Source organism: Pseudomonas sp. LBUM1661, assembly GCF_059695925.1.
Map to the genome: position 1 here is coordinate 65984 of NZ_CP166794.1, position 22949 is coordinate 88932.

Below are 22949 nucleotides of genomic sequence, written 5' to 3' on the forward strand. Positions count from 1 at the left end.
GTCGTTCCATGGCGATCCTGTAGGAGCGAGGCTTGCCCGCGAAGGCGTCCTCACAAACGACGCACTGCCTTAAGCCGGAATCGCCTTGGCCTTAGGCTCCCTGTCCCACACCCGATGCTGCCCAATCGCGGCAAAAAACGCTTTGAACAGCTTGGCGTCCGCCCCGACGATCAACCCCGCATCAGCCTCCAGCTTCACCACATCCAGCAACTGCTTGGCCTCGCCATGCAGTGCGATCGCCTTCAAATGTTTGTAGGCTTCCAGCAAGTAATGCAACGCCACACCGTCCGTGCTCAACGCCTTGATCGACGCCGCGCCACCGGGCACGAACACCGCATCGAACGCCACCGAAGGCATGCCTTCCATCGACGCATCGACCGGCAGCGCCTTGCCATCGGCCGTCGTCACAGGGGCGGAGGTCGGGCCCAGCAGTTTGGCGTGCGCACCTTCGGCCGCCAGTGCTTTCTTCAACGCATCAATGGCGGCGCCATCGACACCATTCGCTGCCAGAATCGCCACTTTCCGGGTTTTGATATTGCCCGGCAGCAGGTTGGCCTGACTCAGGGCTGGCGAGCGATCCAGCGAGGTTTTTGGCACCTCGACCGTCCCCGCTTTAGGCGCCGGCAGTCCAAGGTTCTGCGCCACGCGCTTGGCCAGTTCCAGGTCGATATTGGCCAGGATCTCATTCACTTGTCGCGCCCGAATAAACTCACGCTCAACCTTGCCCAACTCAAAGCTGTAGGCCGAGATGATGTGTTCCTGTTCGTGCTTGCTCATGCTGTGGAAGAACAGCCGCGCCTGGGAGAAGTGGTCGCTGAACGACTCGCTGCGCTGGCGGATCTTGTTGGCATCGATGCGCTCCGGATACGTCTCGAAGCCGCCATCTTGTGCAGCCGACGGGGTTTCTTTCGGCCAACCGCCATCGATCGAATTCGGCTCGTAGGACGCGCGACCCTTGTCGATGGTGGTGCGGTGCAGCGCATCCCGCTGGCCGTTGTGGAACGGTGACACCGGGCGGTTGATCGGAATCTCGTGAAAATTCGGCCCGCCAAGTCGGCTGATCTGCGTATCGGTGTAGGAAAACAACCGACCTTGCAGCAGCGGATCGTTGGAGAAGTCGATCCCTGGCACGATATGCCCTGGGCAGAAGGCGACCTGCTCGGTTTCGGCGAAGAAATTGTCCGGGTTGCGATTGAGGGTCATTTTGCCCAGCGGCGTGATGGGGACCAGCTCTTCCGGGATCAGCTTGGTCGGGTCGAGGATGTCGAAGTCGAAGCTATGTTCGTTTTCCTCCTCGATGACCTGGACGCCCAGTTCCCATTCTGGGTAGTCGCCCATCTCGATCGACTCCCAGAGATCGCGGCGGTGGTAGTCAGTGTCCTTGCCGGCGAGCTTCTGCGCTTCATCCCACACCAGCGAGCAAGTACCAGCCGTGGGGCGCCAGTGGAATTTGACGAAGCGCGATTTACCCTCGGCATTGATCAGCCGGAAGGTGTGTACGCCGAAGCCCTGCATGCTGCGCAGGCTTTTCGGGATCGCCCGGTCGGACATGGCCCAGATCACCATGTGCGCCGACTCCGGCACCAGCGAAACAAAATCCCAGAACGTATCGTGGGCCGAACCGCCGGTAGGAATCTCGTTGTGTGGCTCGGGTTTGACCGCGTGCACGAAGTCAGGAAATTTGATCGCATCCTGAATGAAAAACACCGGCATGTTGTTGCCCACCAGGTCGAAGTTGCCTTCGTCGGTGAAGAACTTCACGGCGAAACCTCGTACGTCCCGCACGGTATCGCCTGACCCACGAGGGCCTTGTACCGTTGAAAAGCGCACGAACACCGGGGTTTTCTTTGCCGGGTCTTGCAGGAAGCCTGCCTTGGTCAGTACCGAATGGTTTTCATAACTCTGGAAGAACCCATGCGCGCCGGTGCCGCGGGCATGCACGATGCGCTCGGGAATGCGTTCATGGTCAAAGTGCGTGATTTTTTCACGCATGATGAAATCTTCCAGCAACGACGGCCCGCGAGCACCGACCTTCAAGGTGTTCTGGTTGTCCGAAACCTTCACGCCCTGATTGGTGCGCAGGGCTTGATCGGTGGCGTCGGAGCGGAATTTTTCCAGGCTGTCGAGCTTGGCATTGGTGTTGCTGCGGTCCAGGGTATCGGTCCCGGCCAGTGCGCTTTTGGGGGCGGCAGGCTTTTTAGTACTCATCAGGCATAAACTCCTCGTTTGCGATTCCTGCCGTAGCCAGGACGCTTGAGCCATTCCCCAGGCACGGCACCCAGGGTGTTTTCGAGTTGCTTAATTAGTGACTGATGGCGCTTTTAGCCGTTCCTTTTTTCTGACCTTTGATCGCGTTATTGCCAAATGGCAGGATGAATGCGAAATAAATGCTAAGAACCTCTATACGGACAGGCTAAAATGCGCGCCCGGCTAACCGCTGACCCTTTATAACGCGCCCCACAAGGTTCGCTACGTGATCGAGTTTCAAAACGTCCACAAAACCTACCGCGTCGCCGGTAAGGATATCCCCGCCCTGCATCCGACCAGTCTGACGATTGAGAATGGTCAGGTTTACGGTCTGATCGGTCATTCCGGTGCGGGAAAAAGTACCCTGCTGCGTCTGATCAATCGCCTGGAAAACGCCAGTGGCGGCAAGATCTTCGTCGACGGCGAAGAAGTTACCGCGCTCGACGCCAATAGCCTGCGGCGTTTCCGTCAGCAGGTCGGGATGATCTTCCAGCACTTCAACCTGCTGGCGTCCAAGACCGTGGCCGACAACGTCGCGCTGCCGCTGACCTTGGCGGGCGAATTGTCGCGCAGTGACATCGACCTGCGGGTGGCCGAGTTGCTGGCGCGGGTTGGCCTGTCCGACCACGCCAGGAAGTACCCGGCGCAATTGTCTGGCGGCCAGAAACAACGGGTGGGCATCGCCCGCGCCCTGGCGACCAAACCGAAAATCCTGCTGTGCGACGAAGCCACCAGCGCCCTGGACCCGCAGACCACGGCGTCGGTCCTGCAATTGCTGGCCGAGATCAATCGCGAGCTGAAGCTGACTATCGTGTTGATCACCCACGAGATGGATGTGATTCGCCGGGTCTGCGACCAGGTGGCGGTGATGGACGCTGGCGTCATCGTCGAGCAAGGTTCGGTGGCCGAGGTGTTCCTGCATCCGAAGCACCCGACCACCAAGCGTTTCGTGCAAGAAGACGAGCAGATCGACGAAAGCGAACAGCGTGACGATTTCGCTCATGTCCCGGGCCGCATCGTACGCCTGACCTTCCAGGGCGAAGCGACCTACGCGCCGTTGCTGGGCACCGTCGCTCGCGAAACGGGTGTGGACTACAGCATCCTGGCCGGTCGTATCGACCGCATCAAAGACGTTCCCTACGGGCAGCTCACCCTGGCCGTCACCGGTGGCGACATGGACGCGGCATTCGCCCGCTTCACCGCGGCTGACGTCCACATGGAGGTGCTGCGCTAATGGAAGCCCTGACACGTTTCTTCGCCAACATCGACTGGTTCGAAATCTGGCTGGCCACCGGCGACACCTTGCTGATGCTCGGCGGTTCGTTGCTATTCACGGTATTGCTTGGCCTGCCCCTGGGCGTGCTGTTGTTTCTGTGCAGCCCGCGGCAGTTGCTGGAAGCCAAAGGCGTCTACGCGATGCTGTCGCTGGTGGTGAACATTCTGCGTTCGCTGCCGTTCATCATCCTGCTGATCGTAATGATTCCGTTCACCGTGCTGATCACCGGCACCTCACTGGGTGTTGCCGGTGCGATTCCACCGCTGGTGGTGGGCGCCACGCCGTTCTTCGCGCGACTGGTGGAAACCGCCCTGCGTGAAGTCGATCGCGGCATCATCGAGGCGACCCAGGCCATGGGCGCGACGACGCGGCAGATCATCACCAACGCCTTGCTGCCGGAGGCCCGCCCAGGCATCTTCGCAGCGATTACGGTGACAGCCATTACGCTGGTGTCCTACACGGCGATGGCCGGTGTGGTGGGCGCTGGCGGTCTGGGTGACCTGGCGATTCGTTTCGGTTACCAGCGTTTCCAGACCGATGTGATGGTCGTGACAGTGGTGTTGCTGCTGGTACTGGTCCAGGTGCTGCAAACCGTTGGCGACAAATTGGTTGTCCACTTTTCTCGTAAATAAGCGTTTCTAAATAAATGCATGAGCCGGCCATTCGCTGGCAGGCGCCGAACGGGCGCCGCACAAGGAGTTAGCTGAATGAAAAAACTATTCGTCGCGTTCGCTGCCGTTGCAGCCTTTTCCGCCCATGCCGACACCCTGACTGTCGCAGCGACCCCGGTCCCGCACGCGGAAATCCTCGAATTCGTGAAACCGGCCCTGGCCAAAGAAGGCGTGGACCTGAAGGTCAAAGTCTTCACCGACTACATCCAGCCGAACGTGCAGGTTGCGGAAAAACGCCTGGACGCCAACTTCTTCCAGCACCAGCCGTACCTCGATGAATTCAACAAGGCCAAGGGCACCAACCTGGTGGCCGTTGCCGGCGTGCACCTGGAACCGCTGGGCGCTTACTCCAGCAAGTACAAAGCACTGACCGAGTTGCCAGGCGGCGCCAACGTGGTGATCCCGAACGACGCCACCAACGGCGGCCGTGCGCTGTTGCTGCTGGCCAAGGCTGGCCTGATCAAGTTGAAGGATTCGAACAACATCCTGGCGACCGTGAAGGACATCACTGAAAACTCCAAAGACCTGAAAATCCGTGAACTGGAAGCCGCGACCATCCCGCGCGTGCTGACCCAGGTCGACCTGGCGCTGATCAACACCAACTACGCGCTGGAAGCCAAGCTCGATCCGGCCAAGGATGCGCTGGTCATCGAAGGCAGCGACTCGCCGTACGTGAACATCCTAGTGGCCCGTCCGGACGACAAGGACAGCGATGCGATGAAGAAACTGGTTGCCGCGCTGCATAGCCCGGAAGTGAAAGCGTTCATTCTTGAGAAGTACAAAGGCGCGGTCGTGCCGGCGTTCTGATACTGAAGGGGACGCAGAGCGTCCCTGGCTGCATTCCCACGCGGAGCGTGGGAACGATCGGGGCGCATTCAATGCGCCCCTTTTTTATGCCTGATCCTGTGGGAGCGGGCTTGCCCGCGATGACGGCCTGACATTCAACATCTGCGTTGGAGCTGATGGCCCTATCGCGGGCAAGCCCGCTCCCACAGGTTTTTGTGGTGCTTATTTGCGATTGAGCATCACCGGCAACTGTGCCACCAACTTGGTGTTGTTCAACGGCGCCCGAATAAACCCACGTTGCGTCCCGTCCGGACCGATCACCGCCAGGTTACCGCTGTGATCAACGGTGTAGTTCGGCTTGCTGGTGTCCGCCGGAATGAACGGAATGCTCACTGCGTTGGCGAGTTTCTGAATGTCTTCCACCGAGGAGGCTGTCAGCCCCTGGAACTGTGGATCAAAGTAGCCCAGATACTGCTTGAGCTGCTTCGGCGTGTCGCGATTCGGGTCGACGCTGACCAGGATGATCTGCAACTTGGCCACAACCTCGGGCGGAAGTTCGCTTTTGATCTGACGCAGTTGGGCGAGGGTGGTCGGGCAGATGTCCGGGCAGAAGGTGTAGCCAAAAAACAGCAGGCTCCACTTGTCTTTCAACTCGTTGACCGCCACCGGTTTGCCGTCCTGGTCGGTCATCGTCACGTCCGGCAAATTACGGCTTTGCGGCAACAGGATGATGCCGGCGTCGATCAACGCAGTCGGGTCGCCCTGGCCTTTGCCGGACAGCACTTTGTTGATGGTCAGGCCCAGAACCAGCGCGATCAGGGCGACGAGGATGAAGACGGTTTTCTGAGTTCGAGTCATAGGTTCAACAGTAGGTAGTGGTCTACGAGCAGGGCGATGAACAGCAGGAACAAGTAGTAAATAGAGTACTTGAACGTATTGATCGCCGCGTGCGGCCGAGTGCCACGGTACAGCACCACGGCCCATTGCAGAAACCTCGCGCCCAGTCCCAGTGCACAAATCAGGTAGAGCATGCCGCTCATGTGTATTACGTACGGCATCAGGCTGACGGCCAGCAGTGCGAAGGTATACAGCAGGATATGGACCTTGGTGTAGTGCTCGCCGTGGGTCACCGGCAGCATCGGAATGTCGGCCTTGGCGTATTCCTCTTTGCGGTGGATGGCCAGGGCCCAGAAGTGTGGCGGGGTCCAGGCGAAGATGATCAGCACCAGCAACAGCGGTTCTGCGCTGACGTGACCGGTGGCTGCGGTCCAGCCGAGCAGCGGTGGGGCAGCGCCGGCCAGGCCGCCGATGACGATGTTCTGTGGCGTCGCGCGTTTCAGGAAACCGGTATAAACCACAGCGTAACCGAGCAGCGAGGCGAGGGTCAGCCAGGCGGTCAACGGATTGGTGAAGGCCAATAGAATGGCTTGTCCGAGCACGGCCAGCACCAGCGCGAACGTCAACGCAGCCGCCGGTGACACCCGGCCCTCGGCCAAGGGCCGTTTGTGCGTGCGCGCCATCACCGCATCGATCCGCCGGTCCACCACATGGTTGACCGCCGCCGCACCACCGGCACACAAGGCAATCCCCAGGTTGCCGAACACCAGCACCGTCCACGGCACCCCGGCGCGGGTCGCGAGGAACATGCCCACCAACGAGGTGATGAGCATCAGCACCACCACTTTCGGCTTGGTCAGCTCCAGGTAGTCACGCCAGATCGCCTGACTGTGACGTTCGCCGATCAGAGTCGCCATGGCATCTCTCCTTTTATTGTGATGGGCCCGGCTGAGTGTTTGCGCGGGCTGAACCGCCAGCGCGCAGGGGTTTGTTGCTTGATCCGAACCAGACTGGTTCGCGCGTGATAATTGACCAGCACCATCGTCAGCAGCAACGCGGCGCCTCCCGCGTTATGGGCGACGGCCACCGGCAGTGGCAGATGGAACAACACGTTGCTGATGCCCAGGGTGATTTGTGCGGCGAGGGCGATCAGCACCAACCCGGCCAGGCGCGTCATGCCGACAACTTTCAGTTGCCAGGCCAGCCCCAGCAGTACAAGCGTCACCAGCAAGGCGCCGATGCGGTGCGTCAGGTGAATCGCAGTGCGCGCATCGCTGTCCAGTTGCCCGCCGAGGTAATTCGGGCCGATGTGTTGGGTCAGGTGAAAGCCGTTGGCGAAATCGGCCTGCGGCAGCCATTGCCCGTGACAGGTCGGGAAGTCGATGCACGCCACCGCCGCGTAGTTGGAACTGACCCAGCCACCGAGGGCTATTTGCAGAATCACCAGCAGCAATCCGGCCGTCGCCCAGTACTGCAAGCGGCGCGGCACCGTCAACGCCGGCAGCACGCCAGACAGTCTTAAGGTCAGCAGGAACAACAAACTCAATGTCGCGAATCCACCGAGCAAATGCCCGGTGACCACTTGCGGCCAGAGCTTGAGCGTCACCGTCCACATGCCGAACGCCGCTTGGGCGATGACAACCACCAGCAGAAACAGCGGCAACTTCACCGGTTGCCCCGGATGACGGCGATGTACCCAGGCGCGACCGGCCAACACCGAGATCAATATCCCCAGTGTCCCGGCGAAATACCGGTGGACCATCTCGTTCCAGCCCTTGTGGGCTTCCACCGGTGCATCGGGAAAGTGCAATTCGGCATGGGCCAATTGGGCTTCGCTTTTCGGCACGCTGATAAAGCCGTAGCAGCCGGGCCAGTCCGGGCAGCCGAGGCCGGCGTGGGTCAGGCGGGTGTAGGCGCCGAGCAACACCACAATCAGTGCCAGCAGCGTGGCAAACAGCGCGAGGCGAAATCCAGGTTTGGCCATGACGATGCCCTTATCCGATGTTCGACAGTTTCAGCAAATGACGCAGGTCGTTGAGCAGGTCCTTACCCTTCACCGTCGGGTCGTAGCGCAGCACTAGATTGCCGTGGGGGTCGATGATCCACAGTTGCGGCGCGGCCTTGTCTCCCGCTGTTTTACTGAAGGTGGTCAGGTCCATTGGGTAACGTTGCAGTTGCGGGTATTCGCGGGTCAGCTTGGCGTCGTAATCGGCAGCCAACGGTTGGGCTGCGGCCAAGGCGTGACTGGCACGCCCGGCATCGCGACCGAGGCCGATCTGGATCTGCCGCGCCAGATAAACCAGCTGCTGGCAGTCCACCGAACACTCCTTGGGCGCCGTGACCAGCAATTGCCAACGCTCCTCCTGCGCTTGCACGCCAAGGTCGGCGCGGGTCTGGCCATTGCCGATCAGCTCGCCGTGATAACTGCGCCCCTCCGGCACCCAGAACTGCAATTTGTACATGCCGGTGGCGAGGATCATCGGACCGATCACCCCGAGCAGGATCAGCAGCAACTGCAAGCGCCCCTTGCGCCGACTTGCCGGCGTTTTCGCTTCAGACATGCTGGGTGGATTCATGGCCGCTCCCATGGTGTTTCTCCTTTGCGTTGTGCCAGCCGAGATAGAGATAAAGGCCGAACAGGGCGATCGACATGGCGAACCACTGCACGGCATAAGCGATATGTTTCTCCGGCCCCATGGCCACCACTGGCCAATCGGCCTGGTAGGACGCGGGGCCGGCTTCTGCGCGTAATTCGTAGGCAAACCCTTCACGGTCAAGCACTGTCCAGAGCTTCGCCGGCTCAACGGCTGTCACCAGTTGAGGCCAGGTTGTTGTGCTCGGATCGGCATGTAATTGAAAGGTCGCGCCGGGGGAGACGTAGACCCAGGCGTCGAGGCTCAACGTTTCTTTAGGCGTGGTGAATTGCGGCGGTGTGCGCCGATCCGGCCACGGTAGCCAGCCGCGATTGATCAGCAACCAAAGCCCGGTCGCCTGATCCTGAAACGGTTGCAGCAGTTCGACGCCGACCTTGCCGTCGCGCTGGCGGTTATCCAGTAGCAGGCTGTGCGTGGCATCGAACTGGCCGTGAATTCGAACCCGGCGAAAGGCTGGATCCTCGGTGTGTGGCAGCTCGGTGCTGGCCATCGGTTCAGCCGCGCGGCGTTCGGCGTAGCTTTGCAGCAGCGCGCTTTTCTCCGCGCCCCGGCTCAATTGCCAGAACCCGAGCGACACCAGCAGCGGCAGCAACAGGGCGACCACCAATGTCGGCACGATGCCCGGCCGGAAGCGCTTCATGGCATCGCCAGAAAGTCGCTAGTCGCGATAGATATACTCAAGTGCATCGCCTTACCCCCGGAGTCTCACCATGCTCAAAGCAGCCATCGTCCTGATGCTGATTGCCACGGTTGTCAGCCTGTTCAGCGGCCTGTTTTTTCTGGTCAAGGACGACAGCAGCTCGAACCGCCTCGTCATTGCCTTGAGTGTTCGTGTGGCGCTGGCCGCCATCACCGTCGGCTTGATTGCCTGGGGTTTTTTCAGCGGCCAGTTGGTGTCCCACGTTCCGTGGTAGCTGCAAGTGGCAAGTTCAACGCTTCAAGCTTGCGGCTTCAAACTTGCAGCTCTAAAGCACATAGACGAAAACGAACAGCCCGATCCACACCACGTCCACGAAGTGCCAGTACCAACTCGCCGCTTCAAACGCGAACTGGTGCTCGTTATCGAAGTGCCCGCGCATGATCCGCATCAGCATCACAAACAGAATGATGGTGCCGATGGTCACGTGGGCGCCGTGGAAACCGGTGAGCATGAAGAACGTTGCGCCGTAGATGCCCGAGCCGAGTGTCAGGCCCAGTTCGTTGTAAGCGTGCAGGTACTCTTCGGCCTGAAAACCGAGGAACGCGCAGCCCAGCAATACGGTGATCGCCAGCCAGATTTTCAGCGCGCCGCGATGGCCCTTTTTCAAGGCGTGGTGGGCGATGGTCACAGTGACGCTGGAACTCACCAGCAACACGGTATTGAGCAGCGGCAGGCCCCAGGGGCTGATGACTTCCGTGGGCGGCGGAAACAGTTTTGAGTCAGGGTTATTCAACAATGGCCACGTGAACTGGAAGTTCGGCCACAGCATGTGGGCAAGGCCTTTGGCGCCTTCACCGCCCAAGGCGGGACCGGAAATATGACGCACATAAAACAGTGCGCCGAAGAAGGCGATGAAGAACATCACCTCCGAAAAGATGAACCAGCTCATGCCCCAGCGGAACGAGCGATCCATCTGTGCGCTGTACAACCCGCTGCGACTTTCCTTGATCACCGTGCCGAACCAGCCGAACAGCATGTAAGCCAACAGCAGGCCGCCGACGAAAAAGATCAGCGGGCCGTGGGATTCCGGCCGCGCAGCCTTCAGGTCGTTAAACCAGGTGGCCAGGCCGAGCACGGTGACGAACATACCGACGGTGGCGATGATCGGCCATTTGCTTTGGGCCGGAACGTAATAGTGTTCATGAGTTGCCATTTATTGTTCTCCTTATCGGGCACGCTCAGCCGCCAGTGTTTACAGCTACCGGTGGATGTCGGGCGGTGATATCGAACAGCGTGTAGGACAGCGTCAGGTGCTTCACTTCCTTGGGCATGTCACGGTCAACAATGAAACGTACCGGCATCTCGATCCGCTCACCGGGCTGCAGCACTTGCTGGGTAAAGCAGAAACATTCGGTCTTGTGGAAATAGGCCGCCGCGTTGCTGGGCGCGATGCTCGGAACCGCCTGGGCGCTCATCGGCCGATCGGTGGGGTTGTGGGCGATGAAGATCATCTCGTTCACCGCCCCCGGATTCGCGATCAGCTCATCGCCTTTTGGGTAGAAGTCCCAGGACATGTCGGCCGAGTTGGTCGACAGAAACTGCACGCGCACCTGCCGCGACGTGTCGACCGTTTGCTCGCCTTCGTACTGCCCGGCCGTCTTGCCGTTGATGCCGAATGCCTTACACATCACGTCGTAGATCGGCACCAGGGCAAACCCGAAGACAAACATCGCCACCACCACCATCAGCAGACGCGTGACCAGCTTTTTCAACGAAATTGAATCAGCCATGATTCCAAACCTCTACGCTTGACCCTGTGGGAGCGGGCTTGCCCGCGATAGCGGTATGTCTGACACACCGCGTCGCCTGCATCGCAGGCAAGCCAGATCCCACAGGACCGAGCCTGTTCATTTCACTTCCGGCGGCGTGGTGAACGTGTGATACGGCGCCGGTGACGGAATGCTCCATTCCAGCCCTTCGGCCCCATCCCACGGTTTGGCCGGTGCAGGCGGGCCGCCGCGGATGGTCTTGATCACGATGAACAGGAAGAAAATCTGCGTGGCGCCAAACATGAATGCGCCGATCGACGAAACCATGTTGAAGTCGGCGAACTGCAGGTTGTAGTCCGGAATCCGCCGTGGCATGCCCGCCAGCCCTACGAAGTGCATCGGGAAGAACGCCATGTTCATGCCGATGAACGAGAGCCAGAAGTGCAGCTTGCCGAGGGTTTCGTCGTACATGTGGCCGGTCCATTTCGGCAACCAATAGTAGGCCGAGGCGAAGATCCCGAAGATCGCCCCCGGCACCAATACATAGTGGAAATGCGCGACCACGAAGTAGGTGTCCTGGTACTGGAAGTCCGCCGGGGCGATGGCCAGCATCAGTCCGGAGAAGCCGCCGATGGAGAACAGAATCACGAACGCCACCGCGAACAGCATCGGTGTCTCGAAGGTCAGCGAGCCTTGCCACATGGTGCTGGCCCAGTTGAACACTTTCACTCCGGTCGGCACCGCGATCAGCAGCGTGGCGTACATGAAGAACAACTCGCCCACCAGCGGAATGCCGACCACGAACATGTGGTGCGCCCAGACGATAAACGACAGGAACGCAATGCTCGCCGTGGCGTAGACCATCGAGGTGTAGCCGAACAACGGCTTGCGCGAGAAAGTCGGGATGATCGAGCTGACGGCACCGAAGGCCGGCAGGATCATGATGTACACCTCGGGGTGCCCGAAAAACCAGAACACGTGCTGGAACAACACCGGGTCACCGCCACCGGCGGCACTGAAGAAGCTGGTGCCGAAGTGGATGTCCATCAGCATCATCGTCACGCACCCGGCCAGCACCGGCATCACCGCGATCAGCAGGAACGCGGTGATCAGCCAGGTCCAGACGAAGAGCGGCATTTTCATCAACGTCATGCCGGGGGCGCGCAGGTTGAGGATGGTCGCGATCACGTTGATCGCACCCATGATCGAACTGATCCCCATCAAGTGAATGGCGAAGATGAAGAAGGTCACGCTTTCCGGTGCATAGGTCGTCGACAGCGGGGCGTAGAACGTCCAGCCGAAGTTCGGTCCGCCACCGGGGGTGAACAGGGTCGACACCAGCAGGATGAACGCCGCCGGCAACAGCCAGAAACTGAAGTTGTTCATCCGTGGCAGCGCCATGTCGGGCGCGCCGATCATCAACGGGATCATCCAGTTGGCGAGGCCGACGAACGCCGGCATCACCGCGCCGAACACCATCACCAAACCGTGCATGGTGGTCATCTGGTTGAAGAATTCCGGCTGGACGATTTGCAGTCCCGGCTGGAACAACTCGGCGCGAATCACCATCGCGAACGAACCACCCAACAGGAACATGGAAAACGCAAACCACAGGTACAGCGTGCCGATGTCCTTGTGGTTGGTGGTCAGCACCCAGCGCATCAGGCCTTTGGCCGGGCCGTGGGCGTGATCGGTGGCGTGACCATGGTCATCGATGACGGCGCTCATGGCTTGTCTCCTGCAAACAGATGGGCTGGGCAGGCCGGGGCGTGCTGCCCCGACCGGTTCCTTAGATGCGCAATAGACCGGGTCATTTGCTTTCCGCCTGTTTCAGCTCCAGCACTTCTTTAGGAGTGACCATGTCGCCCTTGTTGTTGCCCCAGGCGTTACGTTCGTAGGTCACGACCGCCGCGATATCGACTTCCGAGAGCTGCTTGCCAAACGCCGCCATGGCGGTACCAGGCTTGCCGTGGAAGACAATGCTCAGGTGATCTTCTTTCGGTCCGGTGGCGATTTTCGAGCCTTTGAGTGCCGGGAACATCGGCGGCAGGCCCTGACCTTCAGCCTGGTGACAGGCCACGCAAGCCGTGTGATAGATCTTGTCGCCGCGCTCTTTGAGCTCGTCGAGGGTCCATTCCTTGCTGGTCAGCTCTTTGAGTTGCAGGGCTTCAGCCTTGCGCTCGCCCAGCCATTTTTCGTAATCGGCCTTTTCCTTGACCTCGACCACAATCGGCATGAAGCCATGGTCCTTGCCGCACAATTCGGCGCACTGGCCACGGTAGAGGCCGGGCTTGTCGATCCGGGTCCAGGCTTCGTTGACGAACCCTGGAATCGCATCGCGCTTGACCGCGAAGGCCGGCACCCACCACGAGTGGATAACGTCGGCGGACGTCACAAGGAAACGCACCTTGGCGCCAATCGGCAGCACCAGCGGTTTGTCGACCTCGAGCAAGTAATGCTCGCCCTTGGTTTCCTTGTTGTGGATCTGGTCGGCGGGTGTGGCCAGGTTGCTGAAGAATTCAACGTCCTGGCCCAGGTATTTGTAGTGCCACTTCCACTGATAGCCGGTGACCTGGATATCGATATCCGGCTCGCTGGCGTCGTACATCTTGATCAGGGTTGCGGTCGCTGGAACCGCCATCGCCACCAGGATCAGGAAGGGCACGATGGTCCAGAGGATTTCGACGGTGGTGCTTTCATGAAATTTGGCGGCCACCTGCCCGGTCGAGCGGCGGTGGAGAATCATCGACCAGAACATGGCGCCGAAGACGATGATGCCGATCACTACACAGATCCAGAAAATGGTCATGTGCAGGTCAAATACTGCGTGACTGATTTCAGTCGCTCCAGGCGCCATATTCACAGTCCAGGCAGCGTGTGCCGGGCTGAAAATTGACCACAACAGGAGGCCCATCCAGACGTGTGGATGTCGCATCATTGCGGGTTCCCCTTATCGTTCTTGTTATCCCGCCGGCTTTCACCTGCGGCAAGGGAGCGGCTTTTTCAGACTACGAACTTGAATCGCCGTGCCTTGCTGCGTGTGCAGTCGGGCGTCATCAGCTAACTCCATTCCCACCCGAGTATAGACAGCGGCTGCCACCTCGCAATGTGATGGCGTAAATGATCTGAAACAGCTGGGACTTGCGTTCAAGGTCACGAATGGAGAAGGATGCAGACGAGTGGTGGCCAACCGATATAACGGCGATGTCTCAAGGATGAAATATTTATGACAAATGCGTCTTAGCCTTTTTCATAAGCCAGCTAAGTTATGTCTTCCCTATTTCATTGCCTTTGTTTCCTGGAGTTTTCATGAACACCGCCGCATTGCGCGAGCAGATCCAAAAAGCCCAACAACACGAGGCCGAGACCGGCCTGCTGACTCGTCAGCTGGAATCCCAATTGCCACACCTTCACTCCGCCATCCAATTGCCGGATGTCGACGCCAACGGCGTGATGACGCGTTTTGTGGCCGCGTATATAGAGCAAGTGCCAGACCTGCTGGATGCAGCCAATGAAGTCGCCAGGGAAGCGGGTATCGAATCACAGATCAAACCGGTGCTGAAAATCGCCGAGCAGTTCTTCCTCCAGCCGCCGGCGATCATGACCGGTCACGTCGGTCTGGACAGCCTGCTGGACGAAGCCTATCTGGCGCACCGGTTGGTCGAAGAGGTCAACGACCTGTACATCAAGCATTTTGGCCAGCCACTGATCCCATTGGACATGACTGTCGCCAACCTGATTGCTCACCAATTGATCGGTGAGGCGTTCGCCAACCAACTGGATGAGGCGGTGCATCACGCTGTCGACGAGATGCTCAACGAAGATAGTTTCGCGCTGGAATCGGTGGAAGCCTACCGCGAGAAACTCAACAGCCCGGATACCGGTGCCGCGTGGAAGCGCTGGCCCTGCCTGTCGCGCCAATTGGGCGTAGGCCTGGCACTGGATCAGCCAGCCGCCTAATCCTTGTAGGAGCGAGGCTTGCCCGCGAAGCTTTTGGCGTTTGAGGACGCCTTCGCGGGCAAGCCTCGCTCCCACAGGTGATTTAGCCGGTTGCACCTACTCCGGTAGTGGTACGCAATCGGCCTTCAAGCCTGCGCTTCAACCCCCGCGCCTCAATCAGCAGCTTCGAACCCTTCGCCGCATTCGCTCGGCCCCATTCCTCCAGCAATTCCAGACACGAATGATCGATGTAGCTCAGGTTATTGAGCGGCACATGCACCGTCGCGCCTGCTGGAATCGTACCCAGCACCTGGGTCAGCGCTGGCACCTTGAGAAAGGTTGCCGCACCCATCAGCCGCAATTCCATTTCACCGTCCTTGGGCAGATCGATCAGGCTGATCTTCAGTCTCGAGGCTTTCCAGGCAAGCTTGGCCAGGGTCAGCCCGAAACCGATCAGCACGCCAGTCAGCAAGTCGGTGAAGATGATTGCCAGCGCGGTCGCCGCGTAGGTGAACATCGGCATCCGGCCATATCGGCCCAAGCCACGGAAGGCTTTCAGGTCGACCAGTTTGAAGCCGGTGTAAACCAGCACGCCCGCCAGGCTCGCCACCGGAATGCTTTGCAACACACTGGATAGCAACAACACGAACGCCAGCAGCCACAAACCATGGAAGATCGCCGACATTCGCGTAGTGGCGCCGGCCTGGACGTTGGCCGAGCTGCGCACGATCACGCCCGTCATGGGCAATGCGCCGAGCAGGCCGCAGAGCATGTTGCCGACACCTTGTGCCGATAGCTCCCGGTCAAAATCCGAACGCTGGCCGCTGTGCATACGGTCAACGGCCGCGGCCGAAAGCAGCGTTTCGGCACTGGCGATGAAGGCCACTGCAAAGGCGGCGATCAGCAGCGTCGGATCTGCCAGGTTGAGCAAATCCGCGGGTTTCAGCCAGTCGATGGCCTCTGCCAGATTAGCCGGTACCTCCACGCGTTTGACTTGCAGTGCGAGTATCAGGCTGGCAACCGTTGCCAGACCGACACCGAGCAAGGCGCCCGGAACAAAACGCAGGGAGTGAGGGCGGAATTTTTCCCACAGGTACATCACGGCAATGGTCGATAGGCCCAGCAAACCTGCCTGCCAGCCAAACGACGGCAAAGCCTGAGCTACGGCGGCCGGGAAGGCTGACAGGTTATCCAGCCCGGAAGGCTTGGGCACCGCGTCGAGCATTACATGCACTTGCGATAGCACGATCAGCACACCAATCCCGGCGAGCATGCCATAGACCACCGCTGGCGCCGTCACCCGAAACCAGCAGCCGAGCTTCAAGCGCCCGGCCACCAATTGTAGAAAACCCGCCAGTAACAGGATCGGCCCGAGCATGGCGATACCGTGCTGGCGCACCAATTCGAATACCAACACGGCCAAACCCGCCGCCGGGCCGCTGACTTGCAGTGGCGAACCGGCAAGCCAGCCCACGACCAGCCCACCAATGATCCCGGTGATCAAACCTTTGGCGGGCGGCAGCCCCGAGGCGATGGCAATACCCATGCACAAGGGTAGGGCGACCAGAAATACGACCACCGAAGCCAACAGCTCCCGTGGCAGAACAGCTTTGAGTTGCGCAGCACGCATAGGGATTCTCCCGAAGTTTTCTTCAGGCATGGCAAAGCCGGGCTGCTTGATCAGCAGCCTCGGCTAAACCACGCGGGATTTAGGAGTATTTAGAAGCGCGCTTTAGGCGTCGCCACCGGAATCGGATGGGTGCCATCGAGCGGCAGGAAACAACCCTGATCTGCGTCGTAAGCTCTGATTTCGCTGGTTTCGATGTTGTAGATCCAGCCATGGATAAACAGCTGACCATTGGCCATGCGTGAGGCTACCGACGGGTGCGTGCGCAAATGTTGCAACTGAGCGATCACATTCTCCTCGGTGAGGACGTGCATGCTTTCGTTTTCGTCAGCGCAATGGCAGTTTTCCTGGACCATGGTTTTTGCCACTTCCGCGTGGCGCAGCCAGGCTTTGACCGTGGGCATTTTTTCCAGGCTTTGCGGGTTGAGTACCGCGCGCATGGCACCGCAGTCGGAGTGCCCACAAATGATGATGTGCTGCACACCGAGGGCCAGGACTGCGTATTCGATGGCCGTGGAAACACCGCCGTTCATCTGCCCATAAGGGGGAACGACGTTGCCGACGTTACGGGTCACGAACAGGTCGCCGGGGGCGCTTTGGGTGATCAGCTCAGGAACGATGCGCGAATCGGCGCAGGCGATGAACATCGCCCTGGGGCTCTGGGCCGTGGCGAGTTTTTTGAAGAGTTCTTCCTGCTGCGGAAAAACTTCATGATGAAAATGCAAAAAGCCGTCAACGATATGCTGCAGCGCTGCATCGGCGGTTTCCGCCTCCGGTTGGGCTGAAGCCGACGCAGCCAGCGGCTGTTTATCCTTGTCACTCATGATTCATCCTCTTTGGCGGAGTCAGGGAATTTTCCCGTTTTGTCCGGTGTGAAGCCAGTGGCTGTTTAAAAAACATCCAGGCCGAAGATCTCAACCCGTCAGTCACTCGATGAACAAGGTAGCCGTTGAAACTTAACTCAAACTGAATGAAACGCTCTAGAACGTGTGTTCCAGGTCACACAAAACGTGACCAGCCTAATGGCAAAGCGCCTTTCCAACCACTCAACCATAGGCCAATTGTCCTTAAATCAACGACATCTGGCGACCCGGCGGACAAAAGGCATCGCAATCCAGATTAAAACCTTCCCGACGATTGAGCCCCAGGCGCTTGATGGTTTTGGCAAAGCGTTGCGCCAACAGGTCGGCGAACGGCCCTTCGCCGCGCATCCGGGCGCCAAACCGACTGTCGTAGAGCTCACCGCCACGGCTTTGGCGAATCAGGCTCAACACATGCGCGGCACGTTGAGGATAGTGGGCCGCCAGCCATTCTTCGAACAACGGCGCCACTTCCAGAGGCAGGCGCAGCATCATGTAAGCGGCACTTTGTGCGCCGGCCGCATGGGCCTCGGTGAGCAGGCTTTCAAGTTCGCAGTCGTTGATCATTGGAATCATCGGTGAACAGAGCACCCCCACCGGGATTCCCGCTTCGCGCATTACCCGGATGGCCCGCAACCGAGCCTTGGGCGCAGCGGCGCGGGGTTCGAGGATGCGTTTGAGTTCATCGTCCAGGGTGGTCAGGCTGATCATTACGGCCACCAACCTTTGCCGGGCGAGTTCGGCCAGCAGGTCCAGATCGCGAAGAATCAGTGAGCCTTTGGTAATGATGGTTACTGGATGGCGGTAACGCAGCAGCACTTCGAGGGTTTGCCGGGTGATCTTGTGTTCGCGTTCGATCGGTTGATAAGGATCGGTGTTGGAACCCAGGTTGATCGGCGCACATTGGTAGCCGCGCTTGGAGAGCTGTTCTTCCAGCACATCGGCAGCGTTGGTCTTGGCAATGAGCTTGGTTTCGAAATCCAGCCCCGGCGACATGTCCCAATAGGCGTGGCTGGGCCGCGCATAACAATAGATGCAGCCGTGCTCACAACCGCGATACGGATTGATCGAGCGATCAAAGGGCAGGTCCGGCGAGTTGTTGCGGGTGATGATGGTTTTCGCGGTTTCGATGCGCACTTCGGTGCCCTGCGTCATCGGCACTTCCTGATACCAGCCGTCGTCCTCGGCCACCGAGCGACTGGGGGCGAAGCGGTTGTGCGGGTTGGTCGCGGTGCCGCGACCGCGTGGGGGCAATGGCGTGTTCATAGGGAGAGCCCTTGATGCTGTATGTGCATACAGTATCGCAGGGCGCGTCGGCGAGCCACTGCCGTTCGGCGCTTTCTCACATGACTGGATATATAAGTTGGATGCGTTTTATGCAATTGAGAGTTACATATAAATAATGGCTTTGCCATTATCGTTGTCTGTATTGTTTGATTCGCTGTAAAACTAAATATGGATATCACTAAAAGGATTTAATAAATGTCTAACTTCAATCAACGTGGCATTTTTCTGCAAAAACTGGGTCCCAGTATCGTCGATCCGGACGAAGTATTAGTCTCTATGCAGTTTGCTTTGAAAGAACCGGGTTTGAACGGTGATGGCACACCGATGGAGCGCTTGCTGAATTCCACTACTTTCTACGCTTCGTCTTACGATGGTGGCCGATCTTTCAGCATTGATACTGCCCGAGACGTGGATGGTGATGGCGACATCGATAACAACGACAAGGCAAGATTGTTGGCCTTGGCCAAGGCTTATGCAGAGATCGTCGAGCCATAATCGAAGATGCTCGATCGGGTTTCGACGTGCAGATTGTCGAAGGTTTATGAACTGCTGCACCCTGTGCAGCAGTTCCGGGATAAAGGGAAGCGTTATGTGGGTACCAGGCGATACAGGCGTATTTTTACAGCGAGTAGAAACGCCTGAAGTTAATAAAGTAATTATAAGGTTGGTGCGAGAGCAAAGTGCCGGGCTTTATACCAACGTAACCGCCATGGCGTTGCATATAACGGCCGGGACTGAAGAATACAAACTCGACTACGATCCCTGGTCTGATATAAACGTCATTCCGGATAGCAACATTGATGAAAAAGATGTAGGCGCCATTACTCAACTGGCTCTCGATTTCTACCGTCAACCGGTCATCGACCCTGGCTACGGAGTTTTTCTCTCTCTTGAACCAGAAGACCTTGTTGATATCTTTGATCCGGATAAACCTGTTGAACCTGTCCCTCCTCAAAGAATCGGGGTGCAAATTGAAGTGCTGGATATGGAGGATGGTGATGAGTCGGAGTTCGACTATTTCTTGACCGCTTTATCCGTGGATGATGGCGCTAGTTTTACCGTCCGAAGGATCAATCCCTATACTGGCATCGTCCGTATTCAGGGGCTGGACGACCTGCTCAAATCGTTCATCAAGCTAAAATTGTAATCCCGCGTCCTCGGAAGTCCAGACCGCACCGTTTCACGTTTCATTGACACCCCCCTCACAGGGCTTTGACCGCTCAGGGGTGATTCTGGATGCCAACATCCAGCCTCTCTCTGAACGGTCACCCCAGCATGTCACTACCGCGCCGTATCCCTGCGATATGCCTATCGCTGGTCGCATTTTTCAACCAGACCCTCGCCCACGCGGACGACACCGCTTTGCACCGTCCTGCGGAGTGGGCTCAATCCGTCGAGGTGCAATACAACCTCTATCAAATGTCGCCGACGCTTTATCGAAGCGCATTACCAGACCAGGGCGCCGTGTCGTTACTGCAAAAGCTCAAGGTCGCCACCGTTATCAATTTCCTGCCTGAGTCGGATTCAAGCTGGTTATCCACGCCAGGTATCGCGCAGGTACAACTGCCTTATCGCACCAATCACGTGGATGACGCGGATGTACTCAAGGCGCTTCGTGCGATTCAGACGGCTGAAACCCAAGGCCCGGTGCTGATGCACTGCAAACATGGTTCTGACCGAACCGGCTTGATGGCGGCGATGTACCGTGTGGTTGTGCAGGGTTGGAGCAAAGAGGACGCGCTGAGCGAAATGACTCAGGGCGGCTTTGGCGACAGCGTCCATTTCAAGGACGGTGTCCGCTACATGGAGCAGGCGGATGTCGACAAGCTTCGCACGGCGCTGGCCAACGGCGATTGCAGCACCAGTGCGTTTGCCTCGTGTTCGATGAAAAGCTGGTTCAAATCGGCCCACGTTGAGTAAGTTGTCCCCCCCACTGCATTGCACAGTGAGGGGGCTGGTATCAGTGCTGCTCGTCAGGCTTTTTCTTCAGCTTGGGGTTCGGGAAAAACTGCACCGCCTGAACCTTGGCGTCCGGCACTTTCAGCGCCGACGTGTTAACCCGCGTGCCCAATTCCTTGGGCACGGACAGGCCTTGTTCATTCAGCGTGTCGGAATAACCGCAGGCTACGCATTCACGGTGCGGGACTTCGTCTTCGTTCCACATCATCAACTTGTCCGGCTCGCTGCAGGCCGGGCAGACCGCCCCGGCGATAAAGCGTCTTTTGGTAATCACAGGACCCTCACTCATGCTGCCGCGACCTCACTCAGGCCGCTATGGCGCAAGAGTGCGTCAATCGACGGCGGACGTCCGCGGAAGTCGACGAACAGCACCATCGGCTCCTGAGAACCACCGCGCGCCAGGATCGCCTCGCGGAACGCGCGACCGGTGTCAGCGTTGAGTACGCCCTCTTCTTCGAATTTCGAGAAGGCATCGGCCGACAGCACTTCAGCCCATTTATAGCTGTAGTAACCCGCCGCGTAACCGCCGGCGAAGATGTGGGCGAAACTGTTCGGGAAGCGGTTGTAGGCCGGCGGACGCATGACCGAGACCTCGTCGCGCACGCCTTCGAGCACTTGCAGTACGCTGCGGCCGTCGCCATGGGTGGCGTGCAGTTCAAAGTCGAACAGCGAGAATTCCAGTTGGCGAACCATCATCAGGCCAGACTGGAAGTTTTTCGCCGCGAGCATTTTCTCCAGCAGGTCCTGTGGCAGCGGTTCGCCGGTTTCGTAATGACCGGAAATCAGCGCCAGACCTTCCGGCTCCCAGCACCAGTTTTCCATGAACTGGCTTGGCAACTCGACCGCATCCCACGCAACGCCGTTGATGCCGGACACACCGGCGTGTTCGACGCGGGTCAGCAGGTGATGCAAGCCATGGCCGAATTCGTGGAACAGAGTGGTCACTTCATCGTGGGTCAGCAGCGCAGGCTTGCCGCTGTCGGCCGGGGTGAAATTGCACACCAGATTGGCCACCGGGCTTTGCAGTACGCCTTCAGCCGTACGGCGCCGGTCACGGGCGCCGTCCATCCAGGCACCGCCGCGCTTGTTGGCGCGAGCATACAAGTCGAAGAAGAAGCGCCCGACGTGCTGGCCGTTTTCCTTGATTTCGAACAGGCGAACATCCGGGTGCCAGGTGTCGAAGCCTTTCAGTTCGGCGATCTCGATGCCGTACAGACGTTGAACGATGGCGAACAAGCCACCCAACACCTTGTCGATCGGGAAGTAGGCGCGAAGGGCTTCCTGGGCAACGCTGTAGCGCTGCTCGCGAAGTTTTTCGCCGTAGAAACCGCTGTCCCAGCTTTGCAGGTCCGGGCAGCCTTGTTCGGCGGCGTAGGCTTTTAGCTGTTGCAGGTCCTGGGCGGCGAACGGTTTGCTGCGCTTGGCCAGATCGCGCAGGAAACTGAGAACCTGATCGCTCGATTCAGCCATTTTGGTGGCCAGGCTCAGCTCCGAGAAGCTGGCGAAACCCAACAGCTTGGCCAGTTCCTGACGCAGGTCGAGGATTTCTTCCATGACCGGGCCGTTATCGTTCTGACCGGCATTCGGGCCCTGATCCGACGCACGGGTGCAGTAGGCGGCGTAGACTTCTTCGCGCAGGTTGCGGTCCTGGGCGTAGGTCATCACCGCGTAGTAGCTCGGGAATTCGAGGGTGATCAGCCAGCCGTCGAGGTCCTTGGCCTGCGCGGCGGCAGCCATTTGCGCCTTGGCCGAATCGGTCAGGCCTGCCAGGGTAGCTTCATCGGTGACATGCTTGGTCCAGGCCTGAGTCGCGTCGAGCAGCTGGTTGGAGAAGCGACTGCCCAGTTCCGACAATTTGCTCTGCACTTCGGCGTAACGCTTTTGTTCGGCTTCCGGCAGGTCGATACCAGACAAACGGAAGTCACGCAGGGAGTGTTCCAGGATGGTTTTCTGCGCCACATCAAAACCGGCAGCTTGCGGGCTGTTGGCCAGGGCTTCGAAGGCCTCGAACAGCTCGCGGTTCTGGCCCAGCTCGGTGGAGTAGGCGCTCAATGCTGGAAGGCAGGACTCGTAAGCTTCACGCAGTTCGGCGCTGTTGCACACGGCATTCAGGTGGCTGACCGGGCTCCAGGCCGCGCCCAGACGGTCATTGAGTTCGTCCATCGCCAGCACCAGGCCGGCCCAGGTCGGTTGTTTGCTTTGGGTTTTGAGGATCTCGATAATGGCGGCGCGGTTGTCAGCCAGGATCTGGTCAATGGCCGGTTGCACGTGTTCGGCACGGATCGCCGAGAACGGCGGCAGGTCGTAGGACTGCAAAAGAGGGTTGTTCACGCTCACGGTTGGCACCTTGGCTGGAAGAAACATGGAGCCATCTTAATTACAATCGACGCTCACCGC

At 59.0% G+C, this 22949-nt stretch carries 23 protein-coding genes; 8 read left to right on the forward strand and 15 right to left on the reverse strand.

Going from position 1 to position 22949, the window contains the following annotated elements:
- Positions 1 to 69: 69 nt before the first annotated feature.
- Positions 70 to 2208 carry a catalase HPII gene (katE, locus tag ACA057_RS00310; RefSeq protein WP_497345048.1) on the reverse strand — a complete coding sequence of 713 codons (2139 nt, stop codon included), beginning with the start codon at positions 2206 to 2208 and terminating at the stop codon, positions 70 to 72.
- 265 nt (positions 2209 to 2473) lie between these two features.
- On the opposite strand from katE, the gene ACA057_RS00315 reads away from it, so the two are divergent.
- The 3 genes from ACA057_RS00315 (at position 2474) to ACA057_RS00325 (ending at position 5001) form a co-directional block, all read left to right on the forward strand.
- Positions 2474 to 3481, forward strand: coding sequence for a methionine ABC transporter ATP-binding protein (locus tag ACA057_RS00315; protein WP_497345050.1), 1008 nt, complete (start codon positions 2474 to 2476; stop codon positions 3479 to 3481).
- Positions 3481 to 4155, forward strand: coding sequence for a methionine ABC transporter permease (locus ACA057_RS00320; RefSeq protein ID WP_497345052.1), 675 nt, complete (start codon positions 3481 to 3483; stop codon positions 4153 to 4155). Before ACA057_RS00315 ends, ACA057_RS00320 begins: the two co-directional genes overlap by 1 nt.
- A 75-nt stretch (positions 4156 to 4230) precedes the next feature.
- A complete protein-coding gene (locus ACA057_RS00325) occupies positions 4231 to 5001 on the forward strand; it encodes a MetQ/NlpA family ABC transporter substrate-binding protein (protein ID WP_497345054.1) in 771 nt (256 codons plus the stop codon).
- Between the two features lie 201 nt (positions 5002 to 5202).
- Here ACA057_RS00325 and ACA057_RS00330 read toward each other — a convergent pair whose 3' ends face one another.
- The 5 genes from ACA057_RS00330 to ACA057_RS00350 are packed head-to-tail and all read right to left on the reverse strand — an operon-like array spanning position 5203 to position 9111.
- Positions 5203 to 5838: an SCO family protein gene (locus tag ACA057_RS00330; protein WP_497345056.1), complete on the reverse strand. Its 636-nt coding sequence runs from the start codon at positions 5836 to 5838 to the stop codon at positions 5203 to 5205.
- Entirely contained in the window at positions 5835 to 6734 is a 900-nt protein-coding gene (gene cyoE / locus ACA057_RS00335) for a heme o synthase (RefSeq protein ID WP_109627098.1), read from the reverse strand. Before cyoE ends, ACA057_RS00330 begins: the two co-directional genes overlap by 4 nt.
- Positions 6722 to 7801, reverse strand: coding sequence for a COX15/CtaA family protein (locus ACA057_RS00340; protein WP_497345058.1), 1080 nt, complete (start codon positions 7799 to 7801; stop codon positions 6722 to 6724). The genes cyoE and ACA057_RS00340 overlap by 13 nt, the downstream gene beginning before the upstream one ends.
- Positions 7802 to 7811: 10 nt before the next feature.
- Positions 7812 to 8405, reverse strand: a complete 594-nt coding sequence (locus ACA057_RS00345) for a PA_0111/PP_0108 family redox-active disulfide protein (RefSeq protein ID WP_497345060.1) — start codon at positions 8403 to 8405, stop codon at positions 7812 to 7814.
- Positions 8371 to 9111 (reverse strand): SURF1 family protein, encoded by a 741-nt coding sequence (locus ACA057_RS00350; RefSeq protein ID WP_497345062.1) that lies wholly within the window; start codon positions 9109 to 9111, stop codon positions 8371 to 8373. Before ACA057_RS00350 ends, ACA057_RS00345 begins: the two co-directional genes overlap by 35 nt.
- Before the next feature lie 70 nt (positions 9112 to 9181).
- On the opposite strand from ACA057_RS00350, the gene ACA057_RS00355 reads away from it, so the two are divergent.
- On the forward strand, positions 9182 to 9385 hold the full coding sequence (locus ACA057_RS00355) for a twin transmembrane helix small protein (RefSeq protein WP_008152470.1): 204 nt from the start codon (positions 9182 to 9184) through the stop codon (positions 9383 to 9385).
- Positions 9386 to 9436: 51 nt separating this feature from the next.
- Here the strand turns inward: ACA057_RS00355 and ACA057_RS00360 are convergent, their stop codons facing one another.
- From ACA057_RS00360 to coxB, 4 genes are all read right to left on the reverse strand, one after another.
- Entirely contained in the window at positions 9437 to 10324 is an 888-nt protein-coding gene (locus tag ACA057_RS00360; protein WP_497345065.1) for a cytochrome c oxidase subunit 3, read from the reverse strand.
- 25 nt (positions 10325 to 10349) lie between these two features.
- Entirely contained in the window at positions 10350 to 10901 is a 552-nt protein-coding gene (locus ACA057_RS00365) for a cytochrome c oxidase assembly protein (RefSeq protein ID WP_497345067.1), read from the reverse strand.
- A 117-nt stretch (positions 10902 to 11018) separates the two neighbouring features.
- On the reverse strand, positions 11019 to 12608 hold the full coding sequence (gene ctaD / locus ACA057_RS00370; protein ID WP_497345069.1) for a cytochrome c oxidase subunit I: 1590 nt from the start codon (positions 12606 to 12608) through the stop codon (positions 11019 to 11021).
- Between the two features lie 82 nt (positions 12609 to 12690).
- Positions 12691 to 13818 (reverse strand): cytochrome c oxidase subunit II, encoded by a 1128-nt coding sequence (coxB, locus tag ACA057_RS00375; RefSeq protein WP_497345071.1) that lies wholly within the window; start codon positions 13816 to 13818, stop codon positions 12691 to 12693.
- 371 nt (positions 13819 to 14189) lie between these two features.
- Here coxB and ACA057_RS00380 point away from each other — a divergent pair, with 371 nt between their 5' ends.
- Positions 14190 to 14840: a hypothetical protein gene (locus ACA057_RS00380; protein ID WP_497345073.1), complete on the forward strand. Its 651-nt coding sequence runs from the start codon at positions 14190 to 14192 to the stop codon at positions 14838 to 14840.
- An 82-nt stretch (positions 14841 to 14922) separates the two neighbouring features.
- Here ACA057_RS00380 and ACA057_RS00385 read toward each other — a convergent pair whose 3' ends face one another.
- From ACA057_RS00385 to ACA057_RS00395, 3 genes are all read right to left on the reverse strand, one after another.
- Entirely contained in the window at positions 14923 to 16449 is a 1527-nt protein-coding gene (locus ACA057_RS00385; protein ID WP_497345075.1) for a SulP family inorganic anion transporter, read from the reverse strand.
- Positions 16450 to 16538: 89 nt separating this feature from the next.
- Entirely contained in the window at positions 16539 to 17270 is a 732-nt protein-coding gene (locus tag ACA057_RS00390; RefSeq protein WP_497345077.1) for a carbonic anhydrase, read from the reverse strand.
- A gap of 243 nt (positions 17271 to 17513) precedes the next feature.
- Positions 17514 to 18572 carry a PA0069 family radical SAM protein gene (locus ACA057_RS00395; RefSeq protein WP_497345079.1) on the reverse strand — a complete coding sequence of 353 codons (1059 nt, stop codon included), beginning with the start codon at positions 18570 to 18572 and terminating at the stop codon, positions 17514 to 17516.
- Between the two features lie 216 nt (positions 18573 to 18788).
- On the opposite strand from ACA057_RS00395, the gene ACA057_RS00400 reads away from it, so the two are divergent.
- From ACA057_RS00400 to ACA057_RS00410, 3 genes are all read left to right on the forward strand, one after another.
- Complete coding sequence (locus ACA057_RS00400) at positions 18789 to 19088, forward strand: hypothetical protein (RefSeq protein ID WP_497345081.1); 300 nt, start codon at positions 18789 to 18791, stop codon at positions 19086 to 19088.
- Positions 19089 to 19182: 94 nt separating this feature from the next.
- Entirely contained in the window at positions 19183 to 19740 is a 558-nt protein-coding gene (locus ACA057_RS00405) for a hypothetical protein (protein WP_497345083.1), read from the forward strand.
- 128 nt (positions 19741 to 19868) lie between these two features.
- A complete protein-coding gene (locus tag ACA057_RS00410) occupies positions 19869 to 20513 on the forward strand; it encodes a dual specificity protein phosphatase family protein (RefSeq protein ID WP_497345085.1) in 645 nt (214 codons plus the stop codon).
- Between the two features lie 40 nt (positions 20514 to 20553).
- On the opposite strand, the gene ACA057_RS00415 is transcribed toward ACA057_RS00410, so the two are convergent.
- Positions 20554 to 20841, reverse strand: coding sequence for a YheV family putative zinc ribbon protein (locus ACA057_RS00415; RefSeq protein ID WP_059403677.1), 288 nt, complete (start codon positions 20839 to 20841; stop codon positions 20554 to 20556).
- Positions 20838 to 22889 (reverse strand): oligopeptidase A, encoded by a 2052-nt coding sequence (gene prlC / locus ACA057_RS00420; RefSeq protein ID WP_497345087.1) that lies wholly within the window; start codon positions 22887 to 22889, stop codon positions 20838 to 20840. Before prlC ends, ACA057_RS00415 begins: the two co-directional genes overlap by 4 nt.
- Positions 22890 to 22949: the final 60 nt, after the last annotated feature.